The organism is Arthrobacter sp. BF1, assembly GCF_056680215.1.
Genome location: NZ_CM155271.1, coordinates 2633552 through 2658585 on the forward strand (window position 1 = coordinate 2633552; position 25034 = coordinate 2658585).

General features: G+C 65.8%; 25 protein-coding genes. 5 read left to right on the plus strand and 20 right to left on the minus strand.

Features of this window, described 5'->3' with window-relative positions; translation table 11 throughout:
• Positions 1-37: 37 nt before the first annotated feature.
• The 4 genes from AC1MCD_RS12340 to clpS form a co-directional block, all read right to left on the minus strand.
• On the minus strand, positions 38-835 hold the full coding sequence (locus AC1MCD_RS12340; RefSeq protein WP_498672315.1) for an MBL fold metallo-hydrolase: 798 nt from the start codon (positions 833-835) through the stop codon (positions 38-40).
• Positions 832-1899 carry a glutamate racemase gene (gene murI / locus AC1MCD_RS12345; protein WP_498678321.1) on the minus strand — a complete coding sequence of 356 codons (1068 nt, stop codon included), beginning with the start codon at positions 1897-1899 and terminating at the stop codon, positions 832-834. Before murI ends, AC1MCD_RS12340 begins: the two co-directional genes overlap by 4 nt.
• 67 nt (positions 1900-1966) lie before the next feature.
• Complete coding sequence (locus AC1MCD_RS12350; protein WP_498672317.1) at positions 1967-2533, minus strand: DUF2017 domain-containing protein; 567 nt, start codon at positions 2531-2533, stop codon at positions 1967-1969.
• The gene (gene clpS, locus AC1MCD_RS12355) at positions 2526-2918 is read right to left on the minus strand and encodes an ATP-dependent Clp protease adapter ClpS (RefSeq protein ID WP_498672321.1); all 393 of its coding nucleotides are present in this window, start codon (positions 2916-2918) and stop codon (positions 2526-2528) included. Before clpS ends, AC1MCD_RS12350 begins: the two co-directional genes overlap by 8 nt.
• Positions 2919-3072: 154 nt before the next feature.
• Here clpS and AC1MCD_RS12360 point away from each other — a divergent pair, with 154 nt between their 5' ends.
• Both AC1MCD_RS12360 and AC1MCD_RS12365 read left to right on the plus strand, forming a co-directional pair.
• Positions 3073-4401, plus strand: coding sequence for a nicotinate phosphoribosyltransferase (locus tag AC1MCD_RS12360; RefSeq protein ID WP_498672323.1), 1329 nt, complete (start codon positions 3073-3075; stop codon positions 4399-4401).
• A gap of 9 nt (positions 4402-4410) precedes the next feature.
• Entirely contained in the window at positions 4411-5043 is a 633-nt protein-coding gene (locus AC1MCD_RS12365; protein WP_498672325.1) for an isochorismatase family protein, read from the plus strand.
• Between the two features lie 80 nt (positions 5044-5123).
• Here the strand turns inward: AC1MCD_RS12365 and AC1MCD_RS12370 are convergent, their stop codons facing one another.
• The 9 genes from AC1MCD_RS12370 to AC1MCD_RS12410 form a co-directional block, all read right to left on the minus strand.
• Positions 5124-6908, minus strand: coding sequence for a DEAD/DEAH box helicase (locus tag AC1MCD_RS12370; protein WP_498672326.1), 1785 nt, complete (start codon positions 6906-6908; stop codon positions 5124-5126).
• Entirely contained in the window at positions 6908-7249 is a 342-nt protein-coding gene (locus AC1MCD_RS12375) for a DUF3039 domain-containing protein (RefSeq protein ID WP_498672329.1), read from the minus strand. The genes AC1MCD_RS12370 and AC1MCD_RS12375 overlap by 1 nt, the downstream gene beginning before the upstream one ends.
• Before the next feature lie 121 nt (positions 7250-7370).
• A complete protein-coding gene (gene nagB, locus AC1MCD_RS12380; protein ID WP_498672331.1) occupies positions 7371-8150 on the minus strand; it encodes a glucosamine-6-phosphate deaminase in 780 nt (259 codons plus the stop codon).
• Between the two features lie 45 nt (positions 8151-8195).
• On the minus strand, positions 8196-9767 hold the full coding sequence (locus AC1MCD_RS12385) for a transporter (RefSeq protein WP_498672333.1): 1572 nt from the start codon (positions 9765-9767) through the stop codon (positions 8196-8198).
• Positions 9749-10543: an ABC transporter ATP-binding protein gene (locus tag AC1MCD_RS12390; RefSeq protein ID WP_498672335.1), complete on the minus strand. Its 795-nt coding sequence runs from the start codon at positions 10541-10543 to the stop codon at positions 9749-9751. The genes AC1MCD_RS12385 and AC1MCD_RS12390 overlap by 19 nt, the downstream gene beginning before the upstream one ends.
• 99 nt (positions 10544-10642) lie before the next feature.
• Complete coding sequence (locus tag AC1MCD_RS12395) at positions 10643-10942, minus strand: DUF3253 domain-containing protein (protein WP_498672337.1); 300 nt, start codon at positions 10940-10942, stop codon at positions 10643-10645.
• 15 nt (positions 10943-10957) lie between these two features.
• Entirely contained in the window at positions 10958-12055 is a 1098-nt protein-coding gene (locus AC1MCD_RS12400; RefSeq protein ID WP_498672339.1) for an NADH:flavin oxidoreductase/NADH oxidase, read from the minus strand.
• Positions 12056-13084: a co-chaperone YbbN gene (locus AC1MCD_RS12405; RefSeq protein ID WP_498672340.1), complete on the minus strand. Its 1029-nt coding sequence runs from the start codon at positions 13082-13084 to the stop codon at positions 12056-12058. It abuts the gene before it with no gap.
• A gap of 57 nt (positions 13085-13141) precedes the next feature.
• Positions 13142-14839, minus strand: coding sequence for a DUF8094 domain-containing protein (locus AC1MCD_RS12410; RefSeq protein ID WP_498672342.1), 1698 nt, complete (start codon positions 14837-14839; stop codon positions 13142-13144).
• A gap of 287 nt (positions 14840-15126) precedes the next feature.
• On the opposite strand from AC1MCD_RS12410, the gene AC1MCD_RS12415 reads away from it, so the two are divergent.
• A complete protein-coding gene (locus AC1MCD_RS12415) occupies positions 15127-16371 on the plus strand; it encodes an AI-2E family transporter (RefSeq protein ID WP_498678323.1) in 1245 nt (414 codons plus the stop codon).
• A 13-nt stretch (positions 16372-16384) separates the two neighbouring features.
• Here AC1MCD_RS12415 and AC1MCD_RS12420 read toward each other — a convergent pair whose 3' ends face one another.
• Positions 16385-17185 (minus strand): alpha/beta hydrolase, encoded by an 801-nt coding sequence (locus AC1MCD_RS12420; protein WP_498672344.1) that lies wholly within the window; start codon positions 17183-17185, stop codon positions 16385-16387.
• Between the two features lie 80 nt (positions 17186-17265).
• Positions 17266-17634 (minus strand): Rv1322 family protein, encoded by a 369-nt coding sequence (locus tag AC1MCD_RS12425; protein WP_498672345.1) that lies wholly within the window; start codon positions 17632-17634, stop codon positions 17266-17268.
• A 37-nt stretch (positions 17635-17671) separates the two neighbouring features.
• Between AC1MCD_RS12425 and nucS the strand changes: the two genes are divergently transcribed.
• Both nucS and AC1MCD_RS12435 read left to right on the plus strand, forming a co-directional pair.
• The gene (gene nucS, locus AC1MCD_RS12430) at positions 17672-18367 is read left to right on the plus strand and encodes an endonuclease NucS (protein WP_190989727.1); all 696 of its coding nucleotides are present in this window, start codon (positions 17672-17674) and stop codon (positions 18365-18367) included.
• 285 nt (positions 18368-18652) lie between these two features.
• Positions 18653-18856 carry a cold-shock protein gene (locus tag AC1MCD_RS12435; protein ID WP_011692441.1) on the plus strand — a complete coding sequence of 68 codons (204 nt, stop codon included), beginning with the start codon at positions 18653-18655 and terminating at the stop codon, positions 18854-18856.
• 117 nt (positions 18857-18973) lie between these two features.
• Here the strand turns inward: AC1MCD_RS12435 and AC1MCD_RS12440 are convergent, their stop codons facing one another.
• Genes AC1MCD_RS12440 through atpD form a run of 5 tightly spaced genes read right to left on the minus strand, consistent with a single transcriptional unit; the run spans position 18974 to position 25005 of the window.
• A complete protein-coding gene (locus AC1MCD_RS12440) occupies positions 18974-21523 on the minus strand; it encodes a bifunctional lysylphosphatidylglycerol flippase/synthetase MprF (RefSeq protein ID WP_498672348.1) in 2550 nt (849 codons plus the stop codon).
• Positions 21511-22794 (minus strand): alpha/beta hydrolase, encoded by a 1284-nt coding sequence (locus AC1MCD_RS12445; RefSeq protein ID WP_498672350.1) that lies wholly within the window; start codon positions 22792-22794, stop codon positions 21511-21513. The genes AC1MCD_RS12440 and AC1MCD_RS12445 overlap by 13 nt, the downstream gene beginning before the upstream one ends.
• 28 nt (positions 22795-22822) lie before the next feature.
• On the minus strand, positions 22823-23254 hold the full coding sequence (locus AC1MCD_RS12450) for a DUF2550 domain-containing protein (RefSeq protein ID WP_498672351.1): 432 nt from the start codon (positions 23252-23254) through the stop codon (positions 22823-22825).
• Positions 23255-23264: 10 nt separating this feature from the next.
• Positions 23265-23549, minus strand: a complete 285-nt coding sequence (locus tag AC1MCD_RS12455; RefSeq protein ID WP_498672353.1) for a F0F1 ATP synthase subunit epsilon — start codon at positions 23547-23549, stop codon at positions 23265-23267.
• 1 nt (position 23550) lies between these two features.
• Positions 23551-25005 carry a F0F1 ATP synthase subunit beta gene (gene atpD, locus AC1MCD_RS12460; RefSeq protein WP_498672355.1) on the minus strand — a complete coding sequence of 485 codons (1455 nt, stop codon included), beginning with the start codon at positions 25003-25005 and terminating at the stop codon, positions 23551-23553.
• Positions 25006-25034 lie beyond the last annotated feature (29 nt).

A 25034-nucleotide genomic window follows, 5' to 3' on the forward strand; every position in this document is an offset into this window, starting at 1 on the left:
CCGGCACAGGCAGCCCAGCCAGAATGGAGGGCTGCCCTTAAACGGTGTAATGCACCCCGGCCACGGCCACTGCCACGTGCTGCCCGAACACTTCCTTTGCTTCGGCCATGACGGTGCTCGGCGAGGTCCACACTGGAATGTGCGTGAGCAGGAGCCTGCGGGCACCGGCGGCGGCCGCCGCCTCCCCCGCACGCTTTCCGGTCAGGTGCACGTCCTTGATGGCGTCGTCCCGGCCTTCCTCAAAAGCGGCTTCACAGAGAAACAGGTCCGCGTCCTTGGCGGCCTCCTCCAGACCGGTACAGGAATCGGTATCGCCCGAATACGTCAGCACCCGTCCGACCGGGTTGCCGGCCTTGTCCGGCTCGGTGACGTCAACCCGGAGGGCGTAGGCCTCCTCCACCGGGTGGTTGACCGTGAACGGCGTCACGGTGAACGGGCCCACAGTGACGGGCTCCCGTTCAATCCAGTTGGTGAAGTCGAATTCCTCGTGCATCCCCGGGTCAAGGTCCAGCCCGTAGGCCGTGGCCATCCTGTCCGCCGTAGCGGCGGGACCCCACACCGGGATCCGCCCGCGGCCCCAGCCGCCGGGCTTCCAGCGAACAGCCACGTGCAGGCCGCAGAGGTCCATGCAGTGGTCCGGGTGGAGGTGGGTCAGGAAGATGGCGTCGATGTCCTCGAGATCGGTGTAACGCTGGATGGCGCCGAGGGCTCCACTGCCCAGGTCCATAACGATCTTCCAGGTCCGCTCGCCGTCATTGGCGGTCAGGAGGTAGCATGACGCCGGCGAGCCGGGGCCGGGAAACGAGCCCGTGCAGCCCACGATGGTCAGTTTCACTGGGCAGGACCTCCGGCCCGGCGGGCGCCCACAAAGTTGGAAATCCGTTGGCCGGCGCTGCCGGAACGGGTACTGGCACGCTGGGCGGCCTCGATCATTTCCGGGGTGATGCGGGCCAGGCTTCCGGTGGGGTACTGGGCGGCCACGTGGTCCACGTGCTGGACGGAGAGGACTTCCGGGCCAAGGAACCTGCGGGCCAGTATCTCGAACTGGGCGGCGTCTCCGGTGGCAATGAAATGATGCTCGGGCGGCGCTGCGGTGGTGCGTTGAAGGTCGTGGGTGACCAGCGCGCGGTACACGTCCTTGGCCGTCTCCTCGGCGCTGGACACCAGGGTCACGTCGTCTCCCATCACAAAGGAAATGACCCCGGTCAGCAGCGGGTAGTGCGTGCAGCCCAGGACCACGGTGTCCACGCCGGCGGCCTTCAGCGGGGCGAGGTATTCCTCTGCGACGGCGAGAAGTTCCGGGCCGGTGGTGATGCCAGCCTCCACGTAATTGACGAACTCGGGGCAGGCCACGGAAGTGATCGTCAGGTCCGGAGCTGCCGCGAAGGTGTCCTCGTAGGCACGGGAACCTACAGTGGCAGAGGTTCCGATGACGCCGACACGCCCGCTCCGGGTGGCGGCAACCGCACGCCGGACTGCAGGCTGGATCACCTCGATGACGGGGATGCCGTACTTGGCGGTGTACCGTTCGCGGGCGTCCCGCAGGACAGCGGCTGACGCCGAGTTGCAGGCGATGGTGAGCAGTTTGACACCGGAGTCCACCAGTTCGTCCATCACGCCCAGCGCGTTCGCCCGGACTTCGGCGATGGGCAGCGGGCCGTAAGGCCCGTTGGCGGTATCCCCCACATAGAGGATGGACTCGTTGGGCAGCTGGTCGATGATGGACCGCGCCACAGTCAGTCCGCCGACGCCCGAATCAAAGACGCCGATGGGGCGGGATCCCACCAGGCCGGCGCTGTTGCTGGCTGCGGACACCCCTGCTGCAGTCGCTGCCGGGTCCATGCTCGAGGCTGTTGTCATGATTATTCGAGGATAGGTCTTCCCTGCGGCCGCAGCCATCACATTGTGGCGCTGCACTCATGTCGAATTTGTCACATGCAGACGGATCCTGGAGCAGGACCGCAGTTCAGGGGCGCGAATCCAGGGACTGCAGCATGGCCTGCACCAGGGACTCCTGCAGCCAGGTAGTGAAGTTGTACACCAGCGCGAGGTAGCTTTCGACGTCCTCGGCCTGGGACCAGTCCTGCATCAAATGCACGTGCTCGGCATCTTCCTCGTCCCGGATGTCCAGGCGCTCCGCCAGCACCAGGCGGACATCGTTCAGCGCCATGGACCAGTGCCTGGCGCCATCGGCGGTCAGGACCACTTCGTCCTTGTCCAGATCAAGGGCGGCAGCCCGCAGCGCGCCGATCTTCGTTTCCCGCAGCGAACGCTCGGTGAGCTGACGGAACTCCAGGGACGCGCCGTCGTCGTCCTTCATCACGTTGGGCAGGAGCCGCTTAACTGCACGGTCCGTAGGTTCCTGGACATCCATGTCCAGTCCGATCAGGGCCGCGAGGGGGTCCTGGCTGGTGTGTTCGGCCGGCTGGAGCATGGAGATGACATCACCGATCAGACTGCGAAGCAGCTCACGCTCGGCGGGCTCCAGGAACCCGGTGATGCCCTTGAGACCGTATTTGAATGCCTTAGCCACGTTTCCCCTTGCCCTGCCCGGACCCGCCGGATTTCCCCGAGTTCCTGGAATTCCCACCGTTTCCGTCGGTTGCCTTCTCCACGGTGGCCCACAGCCCGAAGCCGTGCATGGCCACGGCATGGCGTTCTACCTGTTCCTTGCTGCCGTGGGCAACGATGGACCGGCCCTTCTTGTGGACCTCCATCATGAGCTTGTTGGCCTTGCTCTCGGAGTAGCCGAAGTAACTCTGGAAGACATAGCTGACATAGCTCATCAGATTGACGGGATCATTCCAGATCACCAGGTTCCAGGGGATGTCCGGCGCGGTCAGGGAGTCTGTGGACGACTCTGTACCAGTCCGGGTGCCCTCCCGTGTAGCGGGGCCGGGCGCAACGCTTAAGCTCATCTGTCCATTCTATGGGGAGGGTGGGCCCACGCCGGTGAGGGCCCGCGGCGAAGCGAAGCGAGACGTCGGAGCCGGTGGGTGGGCCCACGCCGGCGAGGGCCCCGCGGCGAAGCGAAGCGAGACGTGGGAGCCGGTGGGGACTAGAGTGAATTTTGTGAGTACCTCTGCCGGCTGGGACCATCCCCGCACGTCCCTGTACACCGACCACTACGAGCTGACCATGCTGCAGGCAGCGCTCCATTCGGGCGCCGCGCACCGCCGGTCGGTTTTCGAAGCCTTCGCGCGGCGGCTGCCGGACGGCAGGCGGTACGGCATTGTGGGGGGAACAGGCCGGCTCCTGGAAGGAATTGCGGACTTCCGCTTCGGCGAGGTTGAACTCGATTTCCTGGGCCGCACCGGCGTGGTCAACCAGGAAACCCTGGACTATCTGGCGAATTATCGGTTCAGCGGCGACATCTGGGGCTACCCGGAGGGCGAGGCGTACTTCCCCAACTCCCCCATCCTCATCGTGGAGTCGACGTTCGCCGAGGCCTGCATGCTGGAGACCTATGTGCTCTCCGTGCTGAACCATGACTCCGCCATCGCCTCGGCCGCATCGCGGATGATCACGGCGGCCGGCAACCGGCCCTGCATCGAGATGGGCTCAAGGCGCACGCATGAGGAGTCGGCAGCGGCGGCCGCCCGGGCCGCAGTCATCGCCGGGTTCCACAGCACGTCCAACCTCGAGGCGGGCATCCGCTACGGCATCAAGACCGTGGGTACTGCCGCCCACTCCTTTACTCTGCTCCACGACACCGAGCGGGACGCCTTTGAGGCGCAGATCGCGTCGCTGGGCGTGGGCACGTCGCTGCTGGTTGATACGTACGACGTCGAAGCGGCCGTGCGTGCCGCCGTCGAGCTTGCAGGGCCCAAACTGGGCGGCGTCCGGTTGGACTCCGGCGACCTCGTGGCCCAGGCTTCCTGGGTCCGCGAGCTGCTGGACCAGCTGGGCAACGAGCACACCCGGATCATGGTCACCTCTGACCTGGACGAATTCGCCATTGCCGCGCTGCAGTCCGCTCCCGTGGATTCGTACGGGGTGGGCACATCGCTGGTGACAGGTTCCGGTGCGCCCACCGCCAGCATGGTCTACAAGCTGGTGAGCCGCACGGACGACGCCGGCGATTTTGTGTCCGTGGCCAAGGCGGCCAAGAACAAGGCCAGCATGGGCGGCCGGAAGTATGCACTGCGCAAGCTCAATGAGCGCGGCATCGCTACGCACGAAATTGTGGGCATCGGCCACCGGCCCGAAGATGACGGGAACGACCGGCCGCTGCTGCAGCAGTTCGTGAAGAACGGCGAACTGCTGCCCGGCTGGACGGGGCCCGAGGGTGTGGTCCGGGCCAGGCAACGGCACGCCGACACCATGGCCGAACTGCCCTCCGTGGTCAACCGCCTGCAGCGCGGGGAGCCCGCTATCCCGACTCTTTATGAAGAAAACTGAGGAGAACTGATGTCCCGCGCCCTGATCATCGTTGACGTCCAGAACGACTTCTGCGAGGGCGGCTCCCTCCCCGTGGCCGGCGGCACTGACGTGGCGGGGGCAATCAGCGAGTACGTGGATGCCCACCACAGCGAGTTCGACCACATTGTGGCCACCCAGGACTGGCATATCAATCCAGGCGCGCACTTCTCCGAAACGCCCGATTTCAAGGATAGCTGGCCGCCGCACTGTGTTGCCGGTACCCGTGGCGCCGAGCTCCATCCGGACCTGGACACCGAGTACATCCAGGCCTATTTCCAGAAGGGCCAGTTCACGGCGGCCTATTCCGGGTTCGAGGGCCTGCTGGCTCCGGAGGATGCCGTGCCCACCGGTGACCGTCAGCCCGGGTCCCTGCCAGCTGACGCAGACGCCTTCGCCCCTGCAGATGATGCGATCGGCCTGGACGACTGGCTGCAAAGCCATGATGTGGAAGACGTGGTGGTGGTGGGGATTGCCACTGACTACTGCGTCATGGCGACGGCCCTGGACGCGGTCCAGGCCGGCTACTCCGTGACGGTCCTGCGTTCGCTCACCGCAGGCATCGCTGAGGACCTTGACGATGCCGTGGCCGAAATGGAGCTCGGCGGCGTGGACGTCGCCTGAGGTCCGCTTAACCGCGGGGGTGGCCCGGTGCTGTGCACCGGGCCACCCGCCTTTAAGGCCGTTCCTGCTCCAGGACGCTGCTATTTCCGGCCGATGAACCAGTCCTGGAGCTTCCGCAGCCTCGACTGCAGTTGCTCCTCGTTGGCCTGGGCCACGGGAGGGCCGCCGCAAACGGTCCGCAGCTTGGTGTGCACCACACCGTGCGGGGTTCCGGTCCGGGCGGACCAGGCCGCCACGTTTTTCGCCAGTTCGTTGCGCAGGTCCATCAGCATCCGGTGGTCCGGGATGGCCGGCGCCGCGGCGGCAGGTTCAGCAGCAGGTGCACGCCGGTTCTTCCGGTTGAGCTGATCGTGCTGGCGCTGCCGCAGCAAAGTGCCCACCTGCTCGGCGTCCAGGAGGCCCGGGATGCCCAGGAAGTCCAGCTCATCCTCGGAGCCCACCTCTCCCCCCGTGCCGAACTCGCCGCCGTCGAACAGCACCCGGTCGAACGAAGCCTGCGAATCGAGCGCCTCGAACTTGCCCTTGGTGAGGCTGTCCGAAGCCTTGTCCTCCCGGTTGGCCTCGGCCATCAGGGAATCCTCGGGATTGAAGAGGCCGTCGCTGTCTTCTTTTTCCGGGCGGTCCAGCGCATGGTCGCGTTCCATCTCCATGGAGTTCGCCAGCGCCATCAGCTGCGGCACTGACGGCAGGAAGACCGACGCCGTCTCCCCTCGCTTCCGGGCGCGCACAAAGCGTCCCACAGCCTGGGCGAAGAACAGCGGCGTGGACGTGGAGGTCGCATAGACGCCCACGGAAAGCCGGGGTACGTCCACCCCTTCGGACACCATCCGGACGGCAACCATCCACCGCTTCTCGCTCGCGGTGAACTCCTCGATCTTCTCCGAGGCGTTGGCATCGTCGGAAAGAATAACCGTGGGTGACTCGCCGGTGATCCGCTTCAGCTGCCCGGCGTAGGCCCTGGCGTCCTCATGGTCAGTGGCGATGACCAGCCCGCCGGCATCCGGAACCGAACGCCTGACTTCACTGAGCCGCTTGTCCGCTCCGGCCAGGACAGCGGGGATCCATTCACCTGTCGCGTTCAAAGCAGTCCGCCAGGCCTGGGACGTGATGTCCTTCGTGACCGCGGCTTCACCAAGCGAAGCGGCCATCTCTTCTCCGGCGCTGGTACGCCACCGCATCTGGCCCGAGTAGGCCATGAACATGACCGGGCGCACCACGTGATCGCGCAGGGCGTTGCCATAGCCGTAGGTGTAATCAGCCTTCGAACGGCGAATGCCGTCTTTGTCCTCCGCGTACTCCACAAACGGGATGGGCGAGGTGTCGGACCGGAACGGGGTACCCGTCAGGGACAGCCGCCGGGCGGCCGGGTCAAACGCTTCGCGCAGACCGTCACCCCAGGACAGTGCCTCGCCGCCGTGGTGGATCTCATCGAGGATCACCAGCGTGCGGGCAGCCTCCGTTTTGGCGCGGTGCAGCATGGGTTTGCTGGCCACCTGCGCGTAGGTGACGGCTACGCCAACGAAGCCGCGGCCGTGCTGGCCGTCGGAATTCTTGAAGTTCGGGTCGATGGCTATTCCCACCTTGGCGGCAGCATCAGCCCACTGCCGCTTCAGGTGGTCCGTGGGCGCCACAATGGTGACGCGGTTGACTGCCCCGGATTCGATAAGCATGGACGCCACGCGCAAGGCGAAGGTGGTTTTACCGGCACCGGGCGTTGCTACGGCCAGGAAGTCGCGGGGGGCGGCCCTGAAATAGAGGTCAAGAGCTTCCTGCTGCCAGGCACGGAGTTTTTGGGCGGTGCCCCAGGCTGCGCGTTCCGGATACGCCGGAGGCAGGGTGGGGCCGCCGAAGAGCGTCTCCGTCACTATTTGTTGTTGCCTGAGTCCCCTCCGGGACCCTTGCCGCCGTCGTTGCCCGGGCGGAGGCCTTCATAAACCTCTTTGCACTCGGGACAGACCGGGAACTTCTTGGGATCCCGGCCTGGAGTCCAGACCTTGCCGCAGAGGGCAATCACGGGCTCACCAGTCAGCGCGGACTCCATGATTTTTTCCTTGCGCACGTAGTGCGAGAAGCGTTCCCGGTCGCCGGGCTCAACTTCCGGGCGCAGCTCTTCGCGCTCAATGGTGGCCGTGGACGTTCCAGCCCCGGAAAGCTCGCGCATCGGGTCGTTTTCGAGAGGGTCCGTCATGCTAGTCATGGCATCCATCTTAGCGTCCCGGGGCGGTGGACGTTCGACGCCGGAGGTGCCGTTTTGCCTGCACCGCACACGCCGCCGTCGGCAGTTCCGTCTGAATCCGCTGGTGGGCAGCGCCCGAATGTGGCAAGAGTTACAGCCCCTGCCAGGTTGGCTTGTGGTCGTAGGTGTGCCGGTAGAAGTCGGCGAGCTTCAGCGACGACGCCGCGGCCTCATCCACCAGGATGGTGGCGTGCGGGTGGAACTGCAGGACCGAGGCCGGGCAAATCGCGGACACCGGCCCTTCCACGAAGTCGCGGACCACAGGCGACTTCTGCGCCCCGGTGGCCACCAGCACAACGTGGCGGGCTTCAAGGATGGTGCCCAGTCCCTGCGTCACCACGTGGTGGGGCACGTCGGCGAGGCCAGCGAAAAACCTGGCGTTGTCGCGGCGGGTCTGCTCGATCAGCGTCTTGATGCGGGTCCGGGATGCCAGCGAGGAGCCGGGCTCGTTGAAACCGATATGGCCGTCGGTCCCCACGCCCAGGATCTGGAGGTCCACGCCCCCCACCGCCTTCATCCTGTCCTCGTAGGCCCGGCATTCCGCTGGGATATCAGCTGCGGACCCGTCAGGGGTGTGGACGTTCCCGGGGAGGATGTTTACCCGGCTGGTGAACTCGCGCGCGATGACCTCCCGGTACGACTCCCGGTGCCCGGGCGCCAGGCCCACATATTCATCCAGCGCAAAAGCGTGCGCTGCGCTGAAGTCCAGTCCTTGCTCGCGACGCGCCGCCAGCTCGTCGTAGACAGGCAGCGGCGAGGACCCGGTGGCGAGCCCCAGGACTGCGTTGGGCTTGCGCCGGAGCAGTGCCTCGACGGCGTCTGCCACGAGCTTCGCGATCTGCCTGCTGCCCGGGAGGATGACAACTTCCACTGCCGGCCGCCTTTCTGGAGTTCTGGTTTCGGTTGTCCCGCTGGATCAGCGGTTCACGGTCAGCTGGGCCAGGAGTTCGGGCGCGCGGGCATCGAGCCACTTTCCCCCCAGCCGGATGCCCGCCCCGAACAGTGCCAGCCCCAGCACCAGGCCAACGGCCAGGTTGGCCCACCCGAAGGCCTGGTTCCCGGTGGCCAGCTGCGCAATGAACAGTCCCACTTCGGGCAGGACCAGCAGGGTCAGGATACCCATGCCGGCGAACTGCACCGCCAGGGTCTGGCCCACGTTGCCCGGGGGCTTCTTAAACGGGCTGTCGCCGGGCAGGGGCACGGCCACGGTGTAGCGGGCGGACACCACGGACGACAGGCCCAGGCCCGTGAACAGGATGCCCAGGCTCAGGCCCAGCTGGCCCGGCAGTGCTTCCCAATCGCCGGTAAAGAAGTACTGGCCTACCGCGAAGATCAGCACCACGGGCAGTCCAAACGCCAGGCATGCCAGCGCCCGTCCCAGCCGGTCGTCAACTCCCCGGACGCCCGTGGCCAGGTGCAGGGCAAACGCCGTGTTGTCATAGGAGACGTCTGCGGAGATGGACCATGCCAGCAGGAACGCCGCCAGCGGTGCCGCGACCGCCAGCACTCCGAAATCACCGGACTGGCTGCCCTGGAAGACGAGCAGGATGGGCAGCAGCGGGACCACCACCAGGGAACCGGAATAGCGGGGATCGCGCAGCCAGTAGGTCAGCGACCGCGCCGTGACGGCACCGGCGGGGGTGGCCGGCAGGAGTCCGAACAGCCCCAGCTTTCCGCCCTTTCGGCTCCCGCTGCCGGCGTAAGGGGGGTTGACCAGGGCCCGTTCGAGGAGCAGTTTCCAGCACCAGGCCAGGACTGCGAGCGTTGCGACGGCGATCAAAAGTTTCAGTGTTGCCGCTCCCGGGCGCCCGGCGGCGAGGTCACCGCCGAGGGACCAGGTGGCCCCCAGGGGCGTCCAGGACAGGGTGGCAGCCAGCTCCGGCAGGAAACCGGCAGAAGCGGAAATGCCTCTCCCCACGCCAGCCACGATCGGTCCCATCAGGACCAGCGGGATCATAAACGCGATGGCGCTGACATCCTTGAACCGGCGCGACGACGCCAGGCTGGCGGTGGCGGTGGTGACCACCTTGGACAGGACAATGCATGTCAGAACGCCGACGGCGGCACCCACCAGCGCGGCGACCGCGGGGAGGGGGCCACGGGCCCAGGTCCACACGGTGGCTAGCGCTACCAGAGCGGTGGCCAGCCCGGGGATTCCGATCAGCCCGCCAAGGGCAAGCCCTGCGAGCAGCTGGCGCATGGGGATGGCGGCCGTGGTAAAGCGGGCAGGGTCCAGGGTCAGGTCCGCGGCGGACGCGACCACTGGAATGAGGCCCCACCCCAGGAGGGCCGCCGAGCCACCCAGCACCACAACAGTGTGTGCCAGTTCCGGATCGGCATTGCGCAGCAGGATCAGGGCCACCACCAAGAGTCCCACCAGCCCCAGGGCGTAGAGGCCGCCGAAGGCCATGCCCACCAGCTGCCACGGACTCCGGCGCAGGCCGTTGCGCAGCAGGGTCAGTTTCAGCCTCAGAAGGTGCGCAACCATTCCAGGCCTTCCGTGTGGCTGCGTCCGCCCACGAGCTGGACGAACCTTTCCTCCAGGGAAGCGCCGGCGCGGACTTCGTCCACGGTCCCGGCAGCCAGCAGCCTGCCGGCGGCCACCACGGCAACGTGGTCACACATGCGCTGGACCAGGTCCATGACATGGCTGGAGACGATGACCGTGCCACCGGAGGAGACGTAGTTGTCCAGGATGGAGCGGATGTTGGCCGCGGAGACGGGGTCAACGGCTTCGAAGGGCTCATCCAGAACCAGCAGCCGCGGAGCGTGGATCAGCGCGGAGGCCAGGGCAATCTTCTTGGTCATGCCGGCGGAGTAGTCCACCACCAGCTTCCCGGCGTCCTGCGCAAGGTCAAGGGCTGACAGCAGCTCCCCCACGCGGGAGGCCACCACATCTTTATCCATGCCCCGCAGCAGCCCAGCATACGTGACCAGTTGCTCGCCCGTGAGCCGGTCAAAAAGGCGGACTCCGTCAGGGAGGATCCCCATAAGCTTCTTGGCCTCCAGCGGCCTGGCCCAGACGTCCACCCCGTGGACAACAGCCGTGCCAAAGTCGGGCCGCAGCAGTCCTGTGGCCATGGACAGCGTTGTGGTCTTGCCGGCCCCGTTGGGTCCAACAATGCCGAAAAACGAGCCGGCCGGGACGTCGAGGCTGAGGCCGTCCACGGCAATTTTTTCGCCGAAACGCTTGGCGAGCCCGCGGATGGACAGAGCTGGGACCGGGCCGGCGGGTGGCACCGGGTGGGGTAGCGGAGCAGTCATACCGCCAGCCTAGTCCCGCCGCTTCCCTGACGGGGTCCTCCTGAAGGAGTAGTAGAAAAGGCGTAGGACCGCTTAGCCGGCGAACCGGGCCGACTGTTCCTAACGGGCCTTGCGGATGCGGATGGGCCCTTTGGCCGTGGAGGGGTCAACCACCGAACCGCCCTGGGTGATCTGCACTTCGCCTGCATCAACCAGCCGCCGCGCGGCCCTGCGGGCAGGCTCCATAAGGTCGCGCCAATTCTCGTCACCAACAGCACGGGCCGCATCCGATGGGCAGATGGTGGACGTTGCCGCCCTGGCAGCCAAAAGTTCCAGGATGCTGGCGTCCAGTTGCTCGTCGATCTTGTCCCCCGGCCTGTCACCAAGGGCCTTCGCCTCGTCGCGCTGACGGTCTGCCATCAAGCAGCCGGCACGTCAGAACGAATGCCGCGGGACGGCACGTTCATATTGCGGAGCCCACTTGAGGTCGTGGCCCAGCTCGAACGCCGCCCGGAGCCACCAGTGCGGGTCCCGGAGCGCGGCCCTGGCAATAAACACTCCGTCTGCCTGGGCCGTGGCCACTGCGTGTTCGGCCTGTCCGGCGGTGGTCAGCAGCCCAACGGTACCGGTGGGAACACCGGTTTCCCGGCGGATGCGTGCCGAGAACCCGGTCTGGTAGCCGGGGCCGGGCTTGATCTCCTGGTGCGCAACTGCGCCCCCGCTGGAGACATCGATAAGGTCCACACCGTGTTCCTGAGCCTGTTTGGCGAGGCGCACCGACGCCCCGATGTCGATCCCGTTTTCTGCCCAGTCGGTGGCCGAAATCCGCAGCAGCAGCGGCATCCCTTCCGGAATGACGTCACGGACCGCATCAACCACAGCAAGCGTCAGGCGGTTCCGGCCAGCTTCGTCCCCGCCCCAGGAATCGGTCCGCGTGTTGATCAGCGGACTCTGGAACTGGTGCAGCAGGTAACCGTGGGCGCCATGGATCTCCATGGTGTCGAACCCTGCGTCAACGGCACGCACGGCGGCGGCGGCGAAATCGGCGATGACCTCTTGGATCTGCTCCCCGGTCATCGCGGCGGGCTCGGCATAACCCTCAAACGCCGACGCGGACGGCCCCACAGTGGCCCAGCCGCCGTCGGACTCCGGCACGCTCCCCCGCTGGCCGGAGAAGGGCCAGTACGTGGACGCCTTGCGGCCCGCGTGCGCCAGTTGGACGCCCACCTTTGTGTCAGCGACACCATGGCGGTGCACAAACGAGTTGATCCGCGCCCAGGCCTCCGCCTGTTCATCGCTGTACAGCCCGGCGTCCCGCGGGCTGATCCGGCCTGCCGGGTTGACCGCCGCAGCCTCGGTGAGGATCAACGCGGCACCGCCTACGGCGAACGATCCCAGATGCATCAGGTGCCAGTCGTTCGGAACCCCCGGGGCGCCGTCGGGATCGCAGCTGTACTGGCACATCGGCGAGACCCAGCCCCGGTGTGCTAACTCGAGAGCCCGGAGATTCAGCGGCTGGAAGAGCGCGGACATCTAGAAAAGCACCCTGGCCAGACCCTGCCGGGCTTTCGCCACGCGGTCATCGTGCGTGCCTACAACGTCAAAGAGTTCCAGGAGCCGGACCCGGGCGGTCTCCCGCTCGGGACCGAAGTTCCGCCCGATGAAGCTGACCACGCGGTTCAGGGCATCCTCCACGTGACCACCCGCCACATCCAGGTCCGCCACGCTTAACTGGGCATCCAGGTTGTCGGGTTCTTCGGCTGCACGCGTGCGCAGGGTCTCGGTATCCTGGGCGGAAAGCGGCTGCAGGCGTGCCATCAGCTCCACCTGCGCCAGTCCCGCCTTGGCTTCGGCATCCGCTGGCATTTCCAGCAGGGCCTGCCGGTAGGCAACGGCGGCTGCCTCGTAGTCCCCCGCTTCGATGGCATCGAAGGCGGCCTGGTGCAGCGGCGGCAGCGGCGCCGGTTCGGCATCTGCCGGTCCCCCGGCACCTAGGCTGCCCGTCACGCCGTTGGCGGCGGCAACTTTGAGCAGTTCATCCAAGAGAGGGCGGATCTGGGCTTCGTCGGCACCACCCTGGAAGAGCGGCACCGGCTGGCCCTTGATCACGGCCACGGCGGTGGGGACGGCCTGCACCTGGAAGGCCTGCGCCAGCTGCGGGAACGCGTCGATGTCCGCGGCGCCGAGCACCAGCCGGCCTCCGAAGCTGTTGACTACCTGCTCGAGGGAGTCCACCATCGCGGCCGATTCCGGCGAATAGGCGGCCCACAGGGCGAAGACAACCGGCACCTGCGCGGAGAGCTCCACGAGCTCCTGGAAGTTTCCTTCCGTGACGTTGACCCGCAGCGGCGCGGCCCCCACATCTGCAGTGCCGTTGGTGGCGGTTCCGTTGGCGGCAGGGGCAGCACCGGTACCGGCACCCACGCCACCGGGCACCGGCGGATTGCCGGCAGCCGCGCCTGGTGCCTGGCGCTGCTTCAAGGATGAAAGGTCGACGGCGCCACGCAGGTTAAGCAGGCTGGCAGCGGCTGGAGGGACTGGGCGGGAAGCTGGCGAACTCATGCTTTCCACTCTAGCCACTCCGGCCGCTGCCAGGAGTAACGAAGACCGCTTAGGGGGCTACTTGAAGCTTGCGCCCACCAGGCCGCGCGTAGCGGCGACCAGCCGGATGGGATCGGTTGATCCGGCCGCCGGCACATAGACAGCCATCGATTCAGCAAAGTTCAGCACCATGCCTGTGGTGGTTTCCTTGCCGCCGGCGAGCGCTGCGGCGTCGTCACCGATGGTGAGTTTGTCGCCGGAAGCCTTGGGCGTGCCGTCGAATCCGAAGTTGATCCGGCCCATCACCAGTGCTCCACCATCGGCGGTGCGGAACACAACGGTGCTTTCCGGCACCACCTTGTGGGTGAAGGAGAAGTTGCCGTTGGCGCCCGAGGCGACAACTTCAGCCTGGTAGGAGAGAGTGTCGGCGATGTAGGGCGAGGACTCGCCCTCCACAACCTTGTCCTTGAAGCTGGACTCGGGGTTTGTCAGGCGATCGGCCAGCCCGCCGAGGGCTTCTTCGCCGCTGTACAGCAGACCCTCTTTGTCGTTGGCGGCCAGCGTCTCCGTGCCGTTCCGGTCGATGGCCGGGAAGGTGGTTCCCGGCTGCAGCGGAGTGGTCTCGGTCAGTTTGTAGTTCTCCCGGGCGGAGGGCTGTACCAGCGTCAGCAGCTGCGGGACCACGTTGCCGTCACCCTGCGTCACCGCAAGGACGGAGCGGGGCCAGCTGCGGTCACTGGTCACTACCGTGGTGAGGAGCTTGGTGGATCGCACCGGCATCCGGGCCTCATAGGTGCCCACCTGGGAACGGATCTTGTAGTTCTGGGTGCGGACCTCAAGTTCGGTCCCGCCCACGCGCTCTGCGAGTTTGGCCGCATCCTTGGCGCCGTCACCGGCGTCCGTAGCGCTGGAGACCTGCTCGAGGATGCGCCGGAACTGGGCGTCCAGGAGCACGGGCGATGCCGGCTGGGCGGGAGCGGCGGCCGGTTCCGTGGTGGGAGCCGGAGCGGGCGTGGTGGCGGCGTTGGCCGCGAGGCCGGTTCCGGCCACCACTGCTGCGGTCACGGCGGCGGTGACCATACTGCCGGACACCATGCCAAGCCGGGGGCCGGACTTCGCCTCAGTCTTGGCCCGGGCACGCCGTGCGAACGGGCTGCCCTGACCGCCGCCTTCACCGTCGCGCTTGCGTGCGGAGAGGATGGCCAGGGCAATGCCGGCGAGGATCAGGAGTCCGCCGATGACCATCAGCGGGACCGCCCACGGTGTGGAGGTGTCATTGGGGAAGGTCATGGAGATCGACGCCGGCGCGGGCTGGGTGCCGTCTGTTGCCAGCAGCAGCGACCACTCGCCATCCGCCGGGGGCGTCCACGAGTATTGCAGTTCACCGCTCGCGCTCTCAGTGGAAACCCAAAGATCGGATCCGGCCGGGTTCGGGGCCGTTGCGTCGCCGGCGGCATGCTCCACGACGAGGGCGTCCTTTTTCTCCGAAACCCCGGTAACGGTGTTATGGGCGGTCTGGCCTACCCAGGCAGCCACGTCGTCGGGCCGGCCGACCGCGAGCAGGAAGTTGCCGTCGCTCTCGACGTTGATCTTTACTGTTCCCCCCTGCTGGGTGCGCAGTTTCTGGTCAATGACGGTCAGGGGTGCTACGGCGGCGTCCGAGGGGGCCGAGGCCGTAAAGGTCTCGGAGGGAGCCCAGATGGTCTTCTGGCCGATACCGGCTAAAAGTGTCAGGAGGCCGAGCAGCACGAGTGCGACTGCAGTCTTGAAACGCAAAGGAAACACCTATCATCAGCGGGGGTTTGCTTTCAATAGTAACCGTTTTGTTACCAGAACCCCGGATAAGGTCCGCCGGACGCACGCCGGCGGCGAACGTTTGTTGCCCGGACCGGGCGCCCCCGCACCCAGTTAGCAAGGCTGCTGATAGTGTTTGCGATGATCATCACACCGGCCCGCGCAAGCGGTGCCACGCACGGAACAGGCCCCAAAACCCAGTGACTGACAAGACCGAAGAGTCCTCAACAGGACACGAAAATTACTCGGCCGCAGGCACTGCTCCGTCCCTGCCGGGGAGATCCCTAAAGCCGAGGGCGCGGGCAGCCGCAGCCTTGGGCTCCGTGGTGCGGCGCCTGCGCCAGCCGTTGCCTGGCGCCCAGCCACGGCTCCGTTTCGAAATGCCGCCTGACCTGCCGCCCGAGTACCACGTTGCGGAAGAGGAAGCCGCGGCGGCAGGCGAAACCACACCCCAGTTCGGCAAGCCCGGGCCTCGCATTTCCCCCCAGCATCCGCTGTACATGGGGTTCATGGGCACAGTGGGGGTGGGACTCGCCCTCCTGGTCTATTGGATCGGCTCCAACACCACGCAGCTGCTCCTGTGGATCGTGGCCGCGTTGTTCATCGCCTTGGGCCTGGAGCCGGTGGTGGGATGGCTGGAAAACCACAAGATTCCGCGCCCGGCCGGCATCCTGGTATCCGTTGCGGTCCTGATAGGTGCCGTGGCCGGTTTCTTCGCCACCCTCATACCTACCATCGTGGAACAGGTCACGGAGATCGTGATGCAGGCGCCCACCTGGGTTCGCGACTTCATGGACTCCGACTTCTTCCGGAGCGTGGATGACCAGTTCGGTATCCGCGACCGCATCACCGAAGAGCTGGACAAATTTGTCAATGATCCCGCTGCCATGGGCGGGATTTTCGGCGGCGTGGTGGGCTTCGGCTCCACCCTTGCCAACGGGCTCTTCGGCACCTTGATTGTCCTGGTGCTGAGCCTTTACTTCCTGGCAGCCCTTCCGTCCATGAAAAAGTGGGGCTACCGGCTGGCGCCCCGCTCTCGCCGGCCGCGGGTGGCCGCCCTCTCCGAGGAGATCACCCGCTCGGTGGGCAACTACGTGATCGGCCAGGCATGCGTGGCCCTACTGAACGCCATGTTCGCGTTCATCGTTATGTCCATCGTGGGAGTCCCCTTCGCCCTCCTGCTGGCCTTCGTGGTGGCACTGCTGGCGTTCATCCCGCTGGTGGGCGGCATGATCGCGGGCGTGGTGGTGGTGCTGATCTCGCTAACGGAGGGCTGGCAGACGGCGGCAATCTACGCCATCTGCTACTTTGCCTACCTGCAGTTTGAGGCGTACTTTATCTCCCCCCGAATCATGCAGAAAGCCGTGGCCGTGCCCGGTGCCGTCGCTGTTATCTCTGTCATTGCCGGCGGCAGCCTGCTGGGGGTTCTGGGAGCCTTGATCGCCATCCCCACGGCGGCGGCCATCCTGCTGCTACTCAAGGAGATCTACATCGCCCGCCAGGACAAGCACTAAAACCGGCTGGGTCTTAGGCAGCCGACGTAGCGACCGGGCCGTTCCACTCCTGCGGCAGGCCGTGTGGACCCGACCCCGCTTCGGTGACGTCGTCAACGATCTCGTTAAGCACACGGGACGCGTACTTCTCCCCCACCCACAGGTGCTTGGCGCCGTCCACTCCTACCACCCGGGCCTGCGGCACCAGGCTGAAGCGTTCGGCCGCTGCCGGGGGCTGGAGGTAGTCATCGTGCTCAGGCACCAGGACCGTCAGCGGCTTGCCGGCAGCCGCCCACATCCGCAGGTGCTCGTCAGTTGCCCGGTGCAGCGGCGGTGACAGCAGCACGGCACCCTCAACCTGGCTTGCCACCGGTTCCACGGCACCGTACATCAGCGCCAGCTCGGTGCCGAAGGACCAGCCGACCAGCCAGCGGTTGGGCAGTTGGCGTTCGACGGCGAAACGCACCGCCGCCTCCACGTCCAGGCGTTCACCGATCCCCTCTTCAAACGAACCTGCGCTGGTGCCCCGGGGCGATTCCGTGCCCCGGGTGTTGAACCGGAGCACCGCCACGCCGGCCAATGCCGGGAGCCGGTAGGACGCCTTCCGGTAGACGTGGGAGTCCATGAACCCACCATGGGTCGGGAGGGGATGCAGGGTGATCAGCGTCGCGGTGATGGGTCCGGATTCCGGCACAGCCAGTTCCCCAACAAGTTTGTGGCCGTCCTCGGTGTGGAGCACGATGTTCTCCCGCTTCGCCGGCAGGACCGTGGATGCGCGGATTGGTGAGGGGCCCGAGGGCTGCGTGAATTCGTACGACGCCGGATCAAAAGTCATGCCTGCCAGCTTAGCGAGTCCCGGACGCTGCCCCGTCCCGCCGCGGCACAGCAGGCCCCTTCGCGGCAGCAGAGGGCCGCTCAGCGGTAGCGGTACGTCCGGGAGAGCCAGCAGTTGGTGTGCCAGTGGCGGCGCTCGGCCAGTCCGGCCGCGGCGCCGAACAGGTGGTCGTCCTTCCACACCACCAGGTGGGCCACACCGGGAACAACCGCCGTGGAACAGCCGGGGCAGATGTAGGTTTTTTCAGCGTTCCTGGCGGTCATCGTCCTGACCATCCACTCGCCGTCGGGGGCGCTCTCCCGCCGGGCTACGCCTGCACGGGCCCGCTCCAGGTCCAGCTCAGGGACCTCGCCGTTACCCTTCTTGCCTGCCACCTTGCCGGCAACGCCCCCCTTAGCGGCCGGACCCTTTCCGGAGGCAGGGCGGCGGGGACGGTTGGAACGCGGCATGCCTCCATTCTGCCTTAGCCCCGGTAGTGTGTACGGCGTGCGACTTGTGATAGCCCGATGTTCAGTTGATTATGTTGGCCGGCTCAAAGCCCATCTCCCCCTTGCCACCCGGCTGCTGCTGGTTAAGGCCGATGGCTCCGTGCTGGTCCATTCGGACGGCGGTTCCTACAAGCCGCTGAACTGGATGAGCCCGCCGGCATCCCTTCGCGTGTCCACGCCGGAGGACGTTGACCTGGAACTTGGCGTCACAGAGCAGTGGACGGTCCAGTCCGCCAAGACAGATGACCGCCTGATCATCAATATCCACGAGCATCTGCACGAGTCCTCCCACGACCTCGGAGTGGACCCCGGCCTGATCAAGGACGGTGTGGAGGCGGACCTGCAGCGACTGCTCGCGGACCAGATCGAAACCCTCGGCACCGGCTTTTCGCTGATCCGCCGCGAGTACTTCACTGCCATTGGGCCCGTGGACATCCTGGCCCGGGACGCCACAGGAGCCACCGTGGCCATCGAGCTGAAACGGCGCGGCGACATCGACGGCGTCGAGCAGCTGACCCGCTACCTGGAACTGCTGAACCGGGACCCGCTGCTGGCACCCGTCCGTGGAATCTTCGCCGCCCAGCAGATCAAGCCCCAGGCGAAGGTGCTCGCCAACGACCGCGGCATTGACTGCATCACGCTGGATTACGATGCCATGCGCGGTGTGGACGACACTGAATCCCGGCTCTTCTGACGCCGTGTCCGCCGCCGGGCACTGAATCCGCCCCTGACAAGGGGATTCATTCGGTTTTTGGCCAAAATTTCCCGGTAAGGCCGTTGACCAGACGGGGTCGGCATGAAATTCTTAGATCAGTCTTTGTGTAGGTGTTTTTTCATGCTCGCAAGACACGTTGCGAGCGCGAAGCTCCTGCACAGCCCGTCCCCTTCCGGATGGCAGTGAAGGATTCTTCTCGCGGAGTGACCAAGTGCGGCACGAGGTGTGCCGGACTTAGACAAGTTCCACAATGAGGAGAAATAAATGGCACAGGGAACCGTCAAATGGTTCAACGCTGAAAAGGGCTTCGGCTTCATCACCCCGGATGACTCCGATGGCGATGTCTTCGTTCACTACTCTGAGATCCAGACCGGTGGCTTCAAGACCCTGGACGAGAACCAGCGTGTTCAGTTCGAAATCGGTCAGGGCGCCAAGGGCCCCCAGGCCACCGGCGTAACGCTGGTCTAGTACCACTGCCCGGAGGCCGCCGCGCTGCGGCTTCCAGCGAAGAAATCCCCGGCATTCGTGCCGGGGATTTTTTCTTTTGCCGAGTCGTTCTTTCGGGCCTGGTTATCCCAGTCCTGCTCAACCCACCAGTTCGCGGACCAGCCGGGCTCCCTGCCGCAGGGAAAGACCGGGCAAATACGCGCGGGTCAGAGCACGGCCGATGGCAGGCAACTGCAACGGGTCCTGGTAGTACAAGTACAGCGTCCTGTACTCCGGCTGAAAACGTGATTTGAAGGCGGCCAGCGAGCGGAACCCGTAGACGGGCTCCAGGGCGTGGCCCACCACATCGAGGATGCGCAGCAGGTTCTCAGCCGGCACCTGCTCCAGGGTCGAGTCGCCGTCGGGCAGGCTGGCGAGCGGTGACCCGGAGAGTGAAATGACCTCCACCGTTTCCCGCAACTCCATCACCGCCGCAGCTATCAGGAACTCCATCACCCCGGGAAATCCTTCAGCACCCCGCCGCATCACGTCCAGCGTGCGGCTAACCAGCTTCCCGCCGTCGTAAACGGGCAGCCAACTGGTCACCCCGTGCACGTTCCCGTCCGTATCCACGGCCAAGCAACAAAGAACTTCCTCGTCCATCAGTTCATCGATGCCGCCCAAGGTGAAGCCCATTTCCGGTATCGATTTGGCTGCCGCCCATTCCTCCGACACTTCGCTGAGCCGGGCGCGGAGCGTCGACGGCAGGCCATGGTATGTCCCCCAAACCGCGGTGACACCCAGCTTGGCCGCCCGGTTGCGCGCCGTTCGCACGTTCTGCCATTCTTTGCCCTTGAAGTCGAGCTCGCGGACGGACAGCCTGGTCTCCTGCGCTACCGGGACGCGCTGGAATCCCCGGTCCCGGAGCATTGGCCACAAAGTACCGTCACATGAGTAGAAGGCCGGTGCCAGTGCCCGGCTGCCGCAGTAATCGATGAAGCCTTGGGCCGTCGGTCCACGGCTTTCCGCTGCCCCGAAAGGGCCCGCGAGGGTCAGGGCAACGGTTCCATGCTGCTGGTACGCGACGGCACCACGTCCATCCGGATTGAACCAGTACCGGTTCGGCTCCCAGAGCGCCATCCATGACAGTGATTCGCCGCCCTGATGCAGCAGCCGTCGCGCCGCGGTCCTGTCATTGTGCCCGGAATCGCTGCCGTGGTGGCGTCCCACCAGCACTGACCAGACACCGGCCAGCGCCACCAGCCAGAAGAGGGGGCCGGAATAGCCGAAGATCAACGCCTCGATGCTGTCCCGTTCGGCAAAGACCCTGCGGTAGAGGTTGGGCAGCGGCACGGGAAGGTACTGCCTGGACAGCTCTGCCAGCAAACCCAGGGGTCCGCCGTCACGCATCATTCCACCGGCCGCCAACCAGGCCACGGTGTAGCCCCCGGCCAGGACCAGCCAGACCCCGCCGACCACCAAGGCCAATCTGTGCCGGGCCGCGGGGACGGTCTCCACGCGGAACTGCCGCCGGTTGACCCACAGCAGCACCGCCAGCAGGAGGGGCACTGTCACCAGGGGCAGGATGTGGGCAAAGCCTGAGCCCATGGCAGCAGTCTGCGGCCGGGAGGGATAGTGCGGAATCAGAGCGAAGAGGGCGAGGTACACGGCGGCCAGGGCTGTGATGGCCACCTGGATGACCAGCGTGATCCGAAGTGCCATACTGCGTCCCCGGCGCATGCCGTCGGCGCAGATGAGGAGCAGCACCACCGGGACCACCGCGAGGGCCAGCCCGAACGGACCGGCGAAACCCGTGCGCCCCACTTCCAGGCATGAGGCCTCCACCGTGGAGCCGCAGTTCGCTTCGAGCTGGCCCAAGGTAGGCACAGGATTCAGGAGCACGTCCCGCAGCAGCGCCAGCGGTCCGGTGGGCGTCCGGGTAATGGTGGTAAGGATGGGGCCCACCGCAAACACAGCCACGGTGAGCGCGAGCAGGTTCCTGGTCTCGCGGCCGGTCGAGCGGGGTGCATGCAGCGGGCCGTGCTCACTCTCAGCCCACCAGCTCGCGGCAAGACCTACCAAGGCACCTACCAGCCCAATGACCGTCTCGGCATGCCCCACGTAGAGAACCAGCAACAATGCGACCGAGAGCACTGCCGTCCGCAGCCGGCGTCGCCAGAGCACCGGCAGTTTGCCGCTGGACGCCATGGAGACAGCCAGGACGGCGGCGTACGGACCAATCAGCGCGCTGTCCGTCATCAGCCCCAGCCAGCCGTCACCGGCGAACCGCGCCAGCTGGGTGACCAGCAGGAAAACTGTGACAGCGGCAAACTGGCCGCCCAGCAGCAGGGCCGCCGTCCGCAGCTTGCCGAGCTTCCTTTCCGCGAGGCCCAGCAGCAAGAGAATCATCAGGGAAGCCACCAGGTACGCCAGCGGATTAGTGGCGAAGAACAGGGATGTCACCAGCGACCACCAATTGCCCGCCCGCAAACCGGGGGCGCTGACCCCCGCGACTGGCAGGAGCTCTTCCGGTGGGCCGTCCAGGAAGCTGTCCGTCAGCACGCCCGCCGCCAGGAAGATCCCGAGGATGCCCAGGGTCAACGGCACCGAGCGAAGGTAGGCGGCGAGCCGTTGGACGGCAGGGAGCCCCACGGTGGCCCAAAACAGCGCCGGGGTACTCCGTTCACGGACGGCGTTCAGCGTTCCCACCCCCAGTGCGTTGCCAGCAGTTCAAGCCCATTGTCCATGCCGGGAGTCAGCATGTCCCAGGAGTGGCCCGTCCGTTGAACCACGTCGGACTCCACGGTGAACCCTGCCGCGCGCGCCGCCGTCGCAAGCGTTTCCAGGTTCGCCACAAATTCCGGATCCGTGGCCCCGGCCGCAAAGTAGGCAACCCTGTCGTCGTAGCGGCGCTCCTTCAGGAGCGTCAACGGCACCTGGGCATCGAAGGCGGCGGTGTCGCCATGGAACGCAGCATCAACGGTCTTCTGGCGTTCCTTGGCAAGAGCAGGCTCCCGCTCGCTGGCAAAGGACAGGAATCCTGTGTAGACATCAGGGTGGCGGGTGACCAACTGGATAGCGCAGGTGGCCCCAAAGCTGAAGCCGCCCACAGCCCATTGCCGGGGGTCGGTATCCACGTCCAGCGTGGCGGCGATCCAGCGGGGAACGTCGACGGAGAGATAGGTGTCTGCCTTGGCAAGGTCGCTGTCCATGCAGAGGTTATTGGCGGACTGGCTGCCGTTGGGATCAACCACCACCACTACGGGCGCCACTCCCCCGTGCCGCTCTGCAAAGCTCGCCATCCGTGGCAGCAAAGCGCCGCCGCTGAGCCAGTCCGCGGGACCACCGGGCTGGCCCGGAACGAGCACCAGGACCGGAAGGCTGGGGCGGTTCGCGGCAAAGTACGCCGGCGGAAGGTAGACATAGGAGGTGCGGGTCTGCAGCCCGGAGGCGGGGCCGGGAATCGACACGGTGCGGATGACGCCGTCGGCGGGCAGGTCGCCGGTGGCGGACCACCCGGCAAGCGGTTGGGCGGACTGTCCCGGCTGGCGCTGGAGTTCGGGTTCCAGGGGCGGGATGCGCGACAGCGCCGTTCCGGTGAGGTCAGCAACCGTACGGTTGAGGCCGAAGTAGGCGTTGACCTGCACAGCGGCGAGCAGCACCACGGCCAGGAGGGCAATCACATCGAAGGTTCGGCGCCGCCATGAGCCCAAGCGGAGCCGGAACAGTACAAGCAACAATGCGGCCACTCCGGCAAACACCCAGGCCAGGACAGGGGACGGCAGCTCCTCAGGGAAAACCGACGTGAGGTAAATGAGGATCCAGTGGACTACGAGCACCAGGCCGGCGGCGACGGCCAGCGCGGCGGCCAGGCTGAGGAACCAGCGGCGGCGGCCAAGGGGGCGCGGGCGCCAGATCAGGTGCACCGCGGCGGCAGCGCCAAGAACCCAGGCGGACCAGTACAGTGGCCCGTCCGTCAATCGGATATCCGCGATCCAGTCCACGTAGCTAGCGCCAGGTGCCCACGCCGATGACCGGCCCGGCTTCCAACCAGGAGGACAACCCCGTGTACGCATCGAACTTCATCGCCAGCCGCAGGTCCTGGCCCTCGTACCGCAGCTCGACGATCACGACGTCGGGCTGGACTTTAACTGCCTCGGCCTCGGTAGGCTTGCGCCGGCCCAGAAGCTCCAGGGAGCTCCGCTTGAATTTGTGTTTGGGACGCAGGCTCAGGGACGCCAGGCGGAACCATTCAAGGTCGTTGTCCTGATAACGACAAACCCCCATCTGCCAGCTGTTTTCAGCCGTGCAAATGGAGGCGTCCACGGTGCCGAGGGCGCGCCGCAAGTTGAAGCGGCGCACCCCCACGAGGCACAGTGCAAATATCAGCAATCCGAAAGTGATTGCCAGGGCGATGAACGAAAGAGTCTGTGCGTCCATCAGGTTGGTGCTAGCGGATCCCAGCAGTAGCCGCGTCGCCCAGTTGGGCGTTGTCAGCAACAATCACCACGCGGTTGTTGTCGACGGAAAAGAATCCGCCGTCAACAACAACGGCAATGCGCTCCCCGGAAACCGGCTCGATGGCCAGTTCACCTTCGGCCAGGATCGCCAGCAGGGGCGAGTGGCCGGGCAGGATACCGATTTCACCATCGCTGGTGCGGGCCTTGACCATCTTGGCCGCTCCGGACCACACGAAGTGATCCGCTGCGACAATCTCAACCTCAAGCTCAGCCATATTACTTGGTCTGTTCCTGGATCTTGGCCCACTGGCGCTCGACATCGTCCAGGCCGCCAACGTTGAAGAAGGCCTGCTCGGCAATGTGGTCGAGCTCGCCGTCGCAGATGGCGGTGAAGCCTTCAACCGTGTCCTTGATGGAAACGGTGGAGCCTTCGACGCCGGTGAACTGCTTGGCGGTGTAGGTGTTCTGGGAGAGGAACTGCTGGATGCGGCGTGCACGCGACACGACGATCTTGTCCTCTTCCGAGAGCTCGTCAACGCCGAGGATGGCGATGATGTCCTGGAGTTCCTTGTTCTTCTGCAGGATCTGCTTGACGCGGACGGCCGTGTTGTAGTGGTCGTGTCCGATGTACTGCGGATCCAGGATGCGGGACGTCGACGACAGCGGGTCAACGGCCGGGTACAGACCACGGGAGGCGATTTCACGGGAAAGTTCCGTGGTCGCGTCGAGGTGTGCGAAGGTCGTGGCCGGGGCCGGGTCGGTGTAGTCATCTGCGGGAACGTAGATGGCCTGCATCGAGGTGATGGAGTGGCCCTTGGTGGACGTGATGCGCTCCTGGAGGAGACCCATCTCGTCAGCCAGGTTGGGCTGGTAGCCCACAGCCGACGGCATGCGGCCGAGGAGCGTGGAAACCTCGGAACCTGCCTGGGTGAAGCGGAAGATGTTGTCAATGAACAGCAGCACGTCCTGGTTCTGCACATCGCGGAAGTACTCCGCCATGGTCAGCGCGGACAGTGCAACGCGCAGGCGCGTTCCCGGCGGCTCATCCATCTGGCCGAATACAAGGGCCGTGTCCTTCAGGACGCCTGCCTCTTCCATTTCAACCCAGAGGTCGTTACCTTCGCGGGTACGCTCGCCAACACCGGCGAATACCGAAGTACCACCGAAGTTACGCGCAACACGGGTGATCATTTCCTGGATCAGAACCGTCTTACCCACGCCGGCGCCGCCGAACAGGCCGATCTTTCCACCCTTGATGTACGGGGTGAGAAGGTCGATGACCTTGATGCCGGTTTCCAGCATCTCGGTGGAACCTTCAAGGGTTGCGAAGGCAGGAGCCTTGCGGTGGATCGGCCAGTAGTCAGCAGCCTGGATCTCGGACTCGTGCACGTCCAGCGGCTTGCCGAGGACGTTGAAGATGTGGCCCTTGACGCCGTCGCCAACAGGGACGGTGATCGGAGAACCGGTGTCCACTACGTTGGTGCCGCGGACAAGTCCGTCGGTCGCCTGCAGGGAGATGGCACGGATGAGGTTGTCGCCCAGGTGGAGGGCAACCTCAAAGGTGATGGTCCTGGTCTCACCGTTGAGGGTTACCTCGGTGGTGAGGGCGTTGTAAATCGAGGGGATTGCGTCAGCCGGGAATTCGACGTCGACAACCGGGCCAATAACACGTGCAATACGGCCGGTAGCACCGGACGTTGCGGCTACGTGTTCGGTAGCAGTGGCAGTCATCTCTCTCACTTCACTCAGTAGATGGCGTG

What these genes read in the sequence shown, in the direction of transcription:
- AC1MCD_RS12405 (WP_498672340.1), bottom strand. Translation starts at nt 13,084, where the DNA reads ATGAGTTCGCCAGCTTCCCGCCCAGTCCCTCCAGCCGCTGCCAGCCTG.
- AC1MCD_RS12425 (WP_498672345.1), bottom strand. Translation starts at nt 17,634, where the DNA reads ATGCCGCGTTCCAACCGTCCCCGCCGCCCTGCCTCCGGAAAGGGTCCG.
- AC1MCD_RS12450 (WP_498672351.1), bottom strand. Translation starts at nt 23,254, where the DNA reads ATGGACGCACAGACTCTTTCGTTCATCGCCCTGGCAATCACTTTCGGA.
- atpD (WP_498672355.1), bottom strand. Translation starts at nt 25,005, where the DNA reads ATGACTGCCACTGCTACCGAACACGTAGCCGCAACGTCCGGTGCTACC.
- murI (WP_498678321.1), bottom strand. Translation starts at nt 1,899, where the DNA reads ATGGCTGCGGCCGCAGGGAAGACCTATCCTCGAATAATCATGACAACA.
- AC1MCD_RS12435 (WP_011692441.1), top strand. Translation starts at nt 18,653, where the DNA reads ATGGCACAGGGAACCGTCAAATGGTTCAACGCTGAAAAGGGCTTCGGC.
- AC1MCD_RS12400 (WP_498672339.1), bottom strand. Translation starts at nt 12,055, where the DNA reads ATGTCCGCGCTCTTCCAGCCGCTGAATCTCCGGGCTCTCGAGTTAGCA.
- clpS (WP_498672321.1), bottom strand. Translation starts at nt 2,918, where the DNA reads ATGAGCTTAAGCGTTGCGCCCGGCCCCGCTACACGGGAGGGCACCCGG.
- AC1MCD_RS12455 (WP_498672353.1), bottom strand. Translation starts at nt 23,549, where the DNA reads ATGGCTGAGCTTGAGGTTGAGATTGTCGCAGCGGATCACTTCGTGTGG.
- AC1MCD_RS12390 (WP_498672335.1), bottom strand. Translation starts at nt 10,543, where the DNA reads ATGACTGCTCCGCTACCCCACCCGGTGCCACCCGCCGGCCCGGTCCCA.
- AC1MCD_RS12385 (WP_498672333.1), bottom strand. Translation starts at nt 9,767, where the DNA reads ATGGTTGCGCACCTTCTGAGGCTGAAACTGACCCTGCTGCGCAACGGC.
- AC1MCD_RS12420 (WP_498672344.1), bottom strand. Translation starts at nt 17,185, where the DNA reads ATGACTTTTGATCCGGCGTCGTACGAATTCACGCAGCCCTCGGGCCCC.
- AC1MCD_RS12375 (WP_498672329.1), bottom strand. Translation starts at nt 7,249, where the DNA reads ATGGATGCCATGACTAGCATGACGGACCCTCTCGAAAACGACCCGATG.
- AC1MCD_RS12365 (WP_498672325.1), top strand. Translation starts at nt 4,411, where the DNA reads ATGTCCCGCGCCCTGATCATCGTTGACGTCCAGAACGACTTCTGCGAG.
- AC1MCD_RS12395 (WP_498672337.1), bottom strand. Translation starts at nt 10,942, where the DNA reads ATGGCAGACCGTCAGCGCGACGAGGCGAAGGCCCTTGGTGACAGGCCG.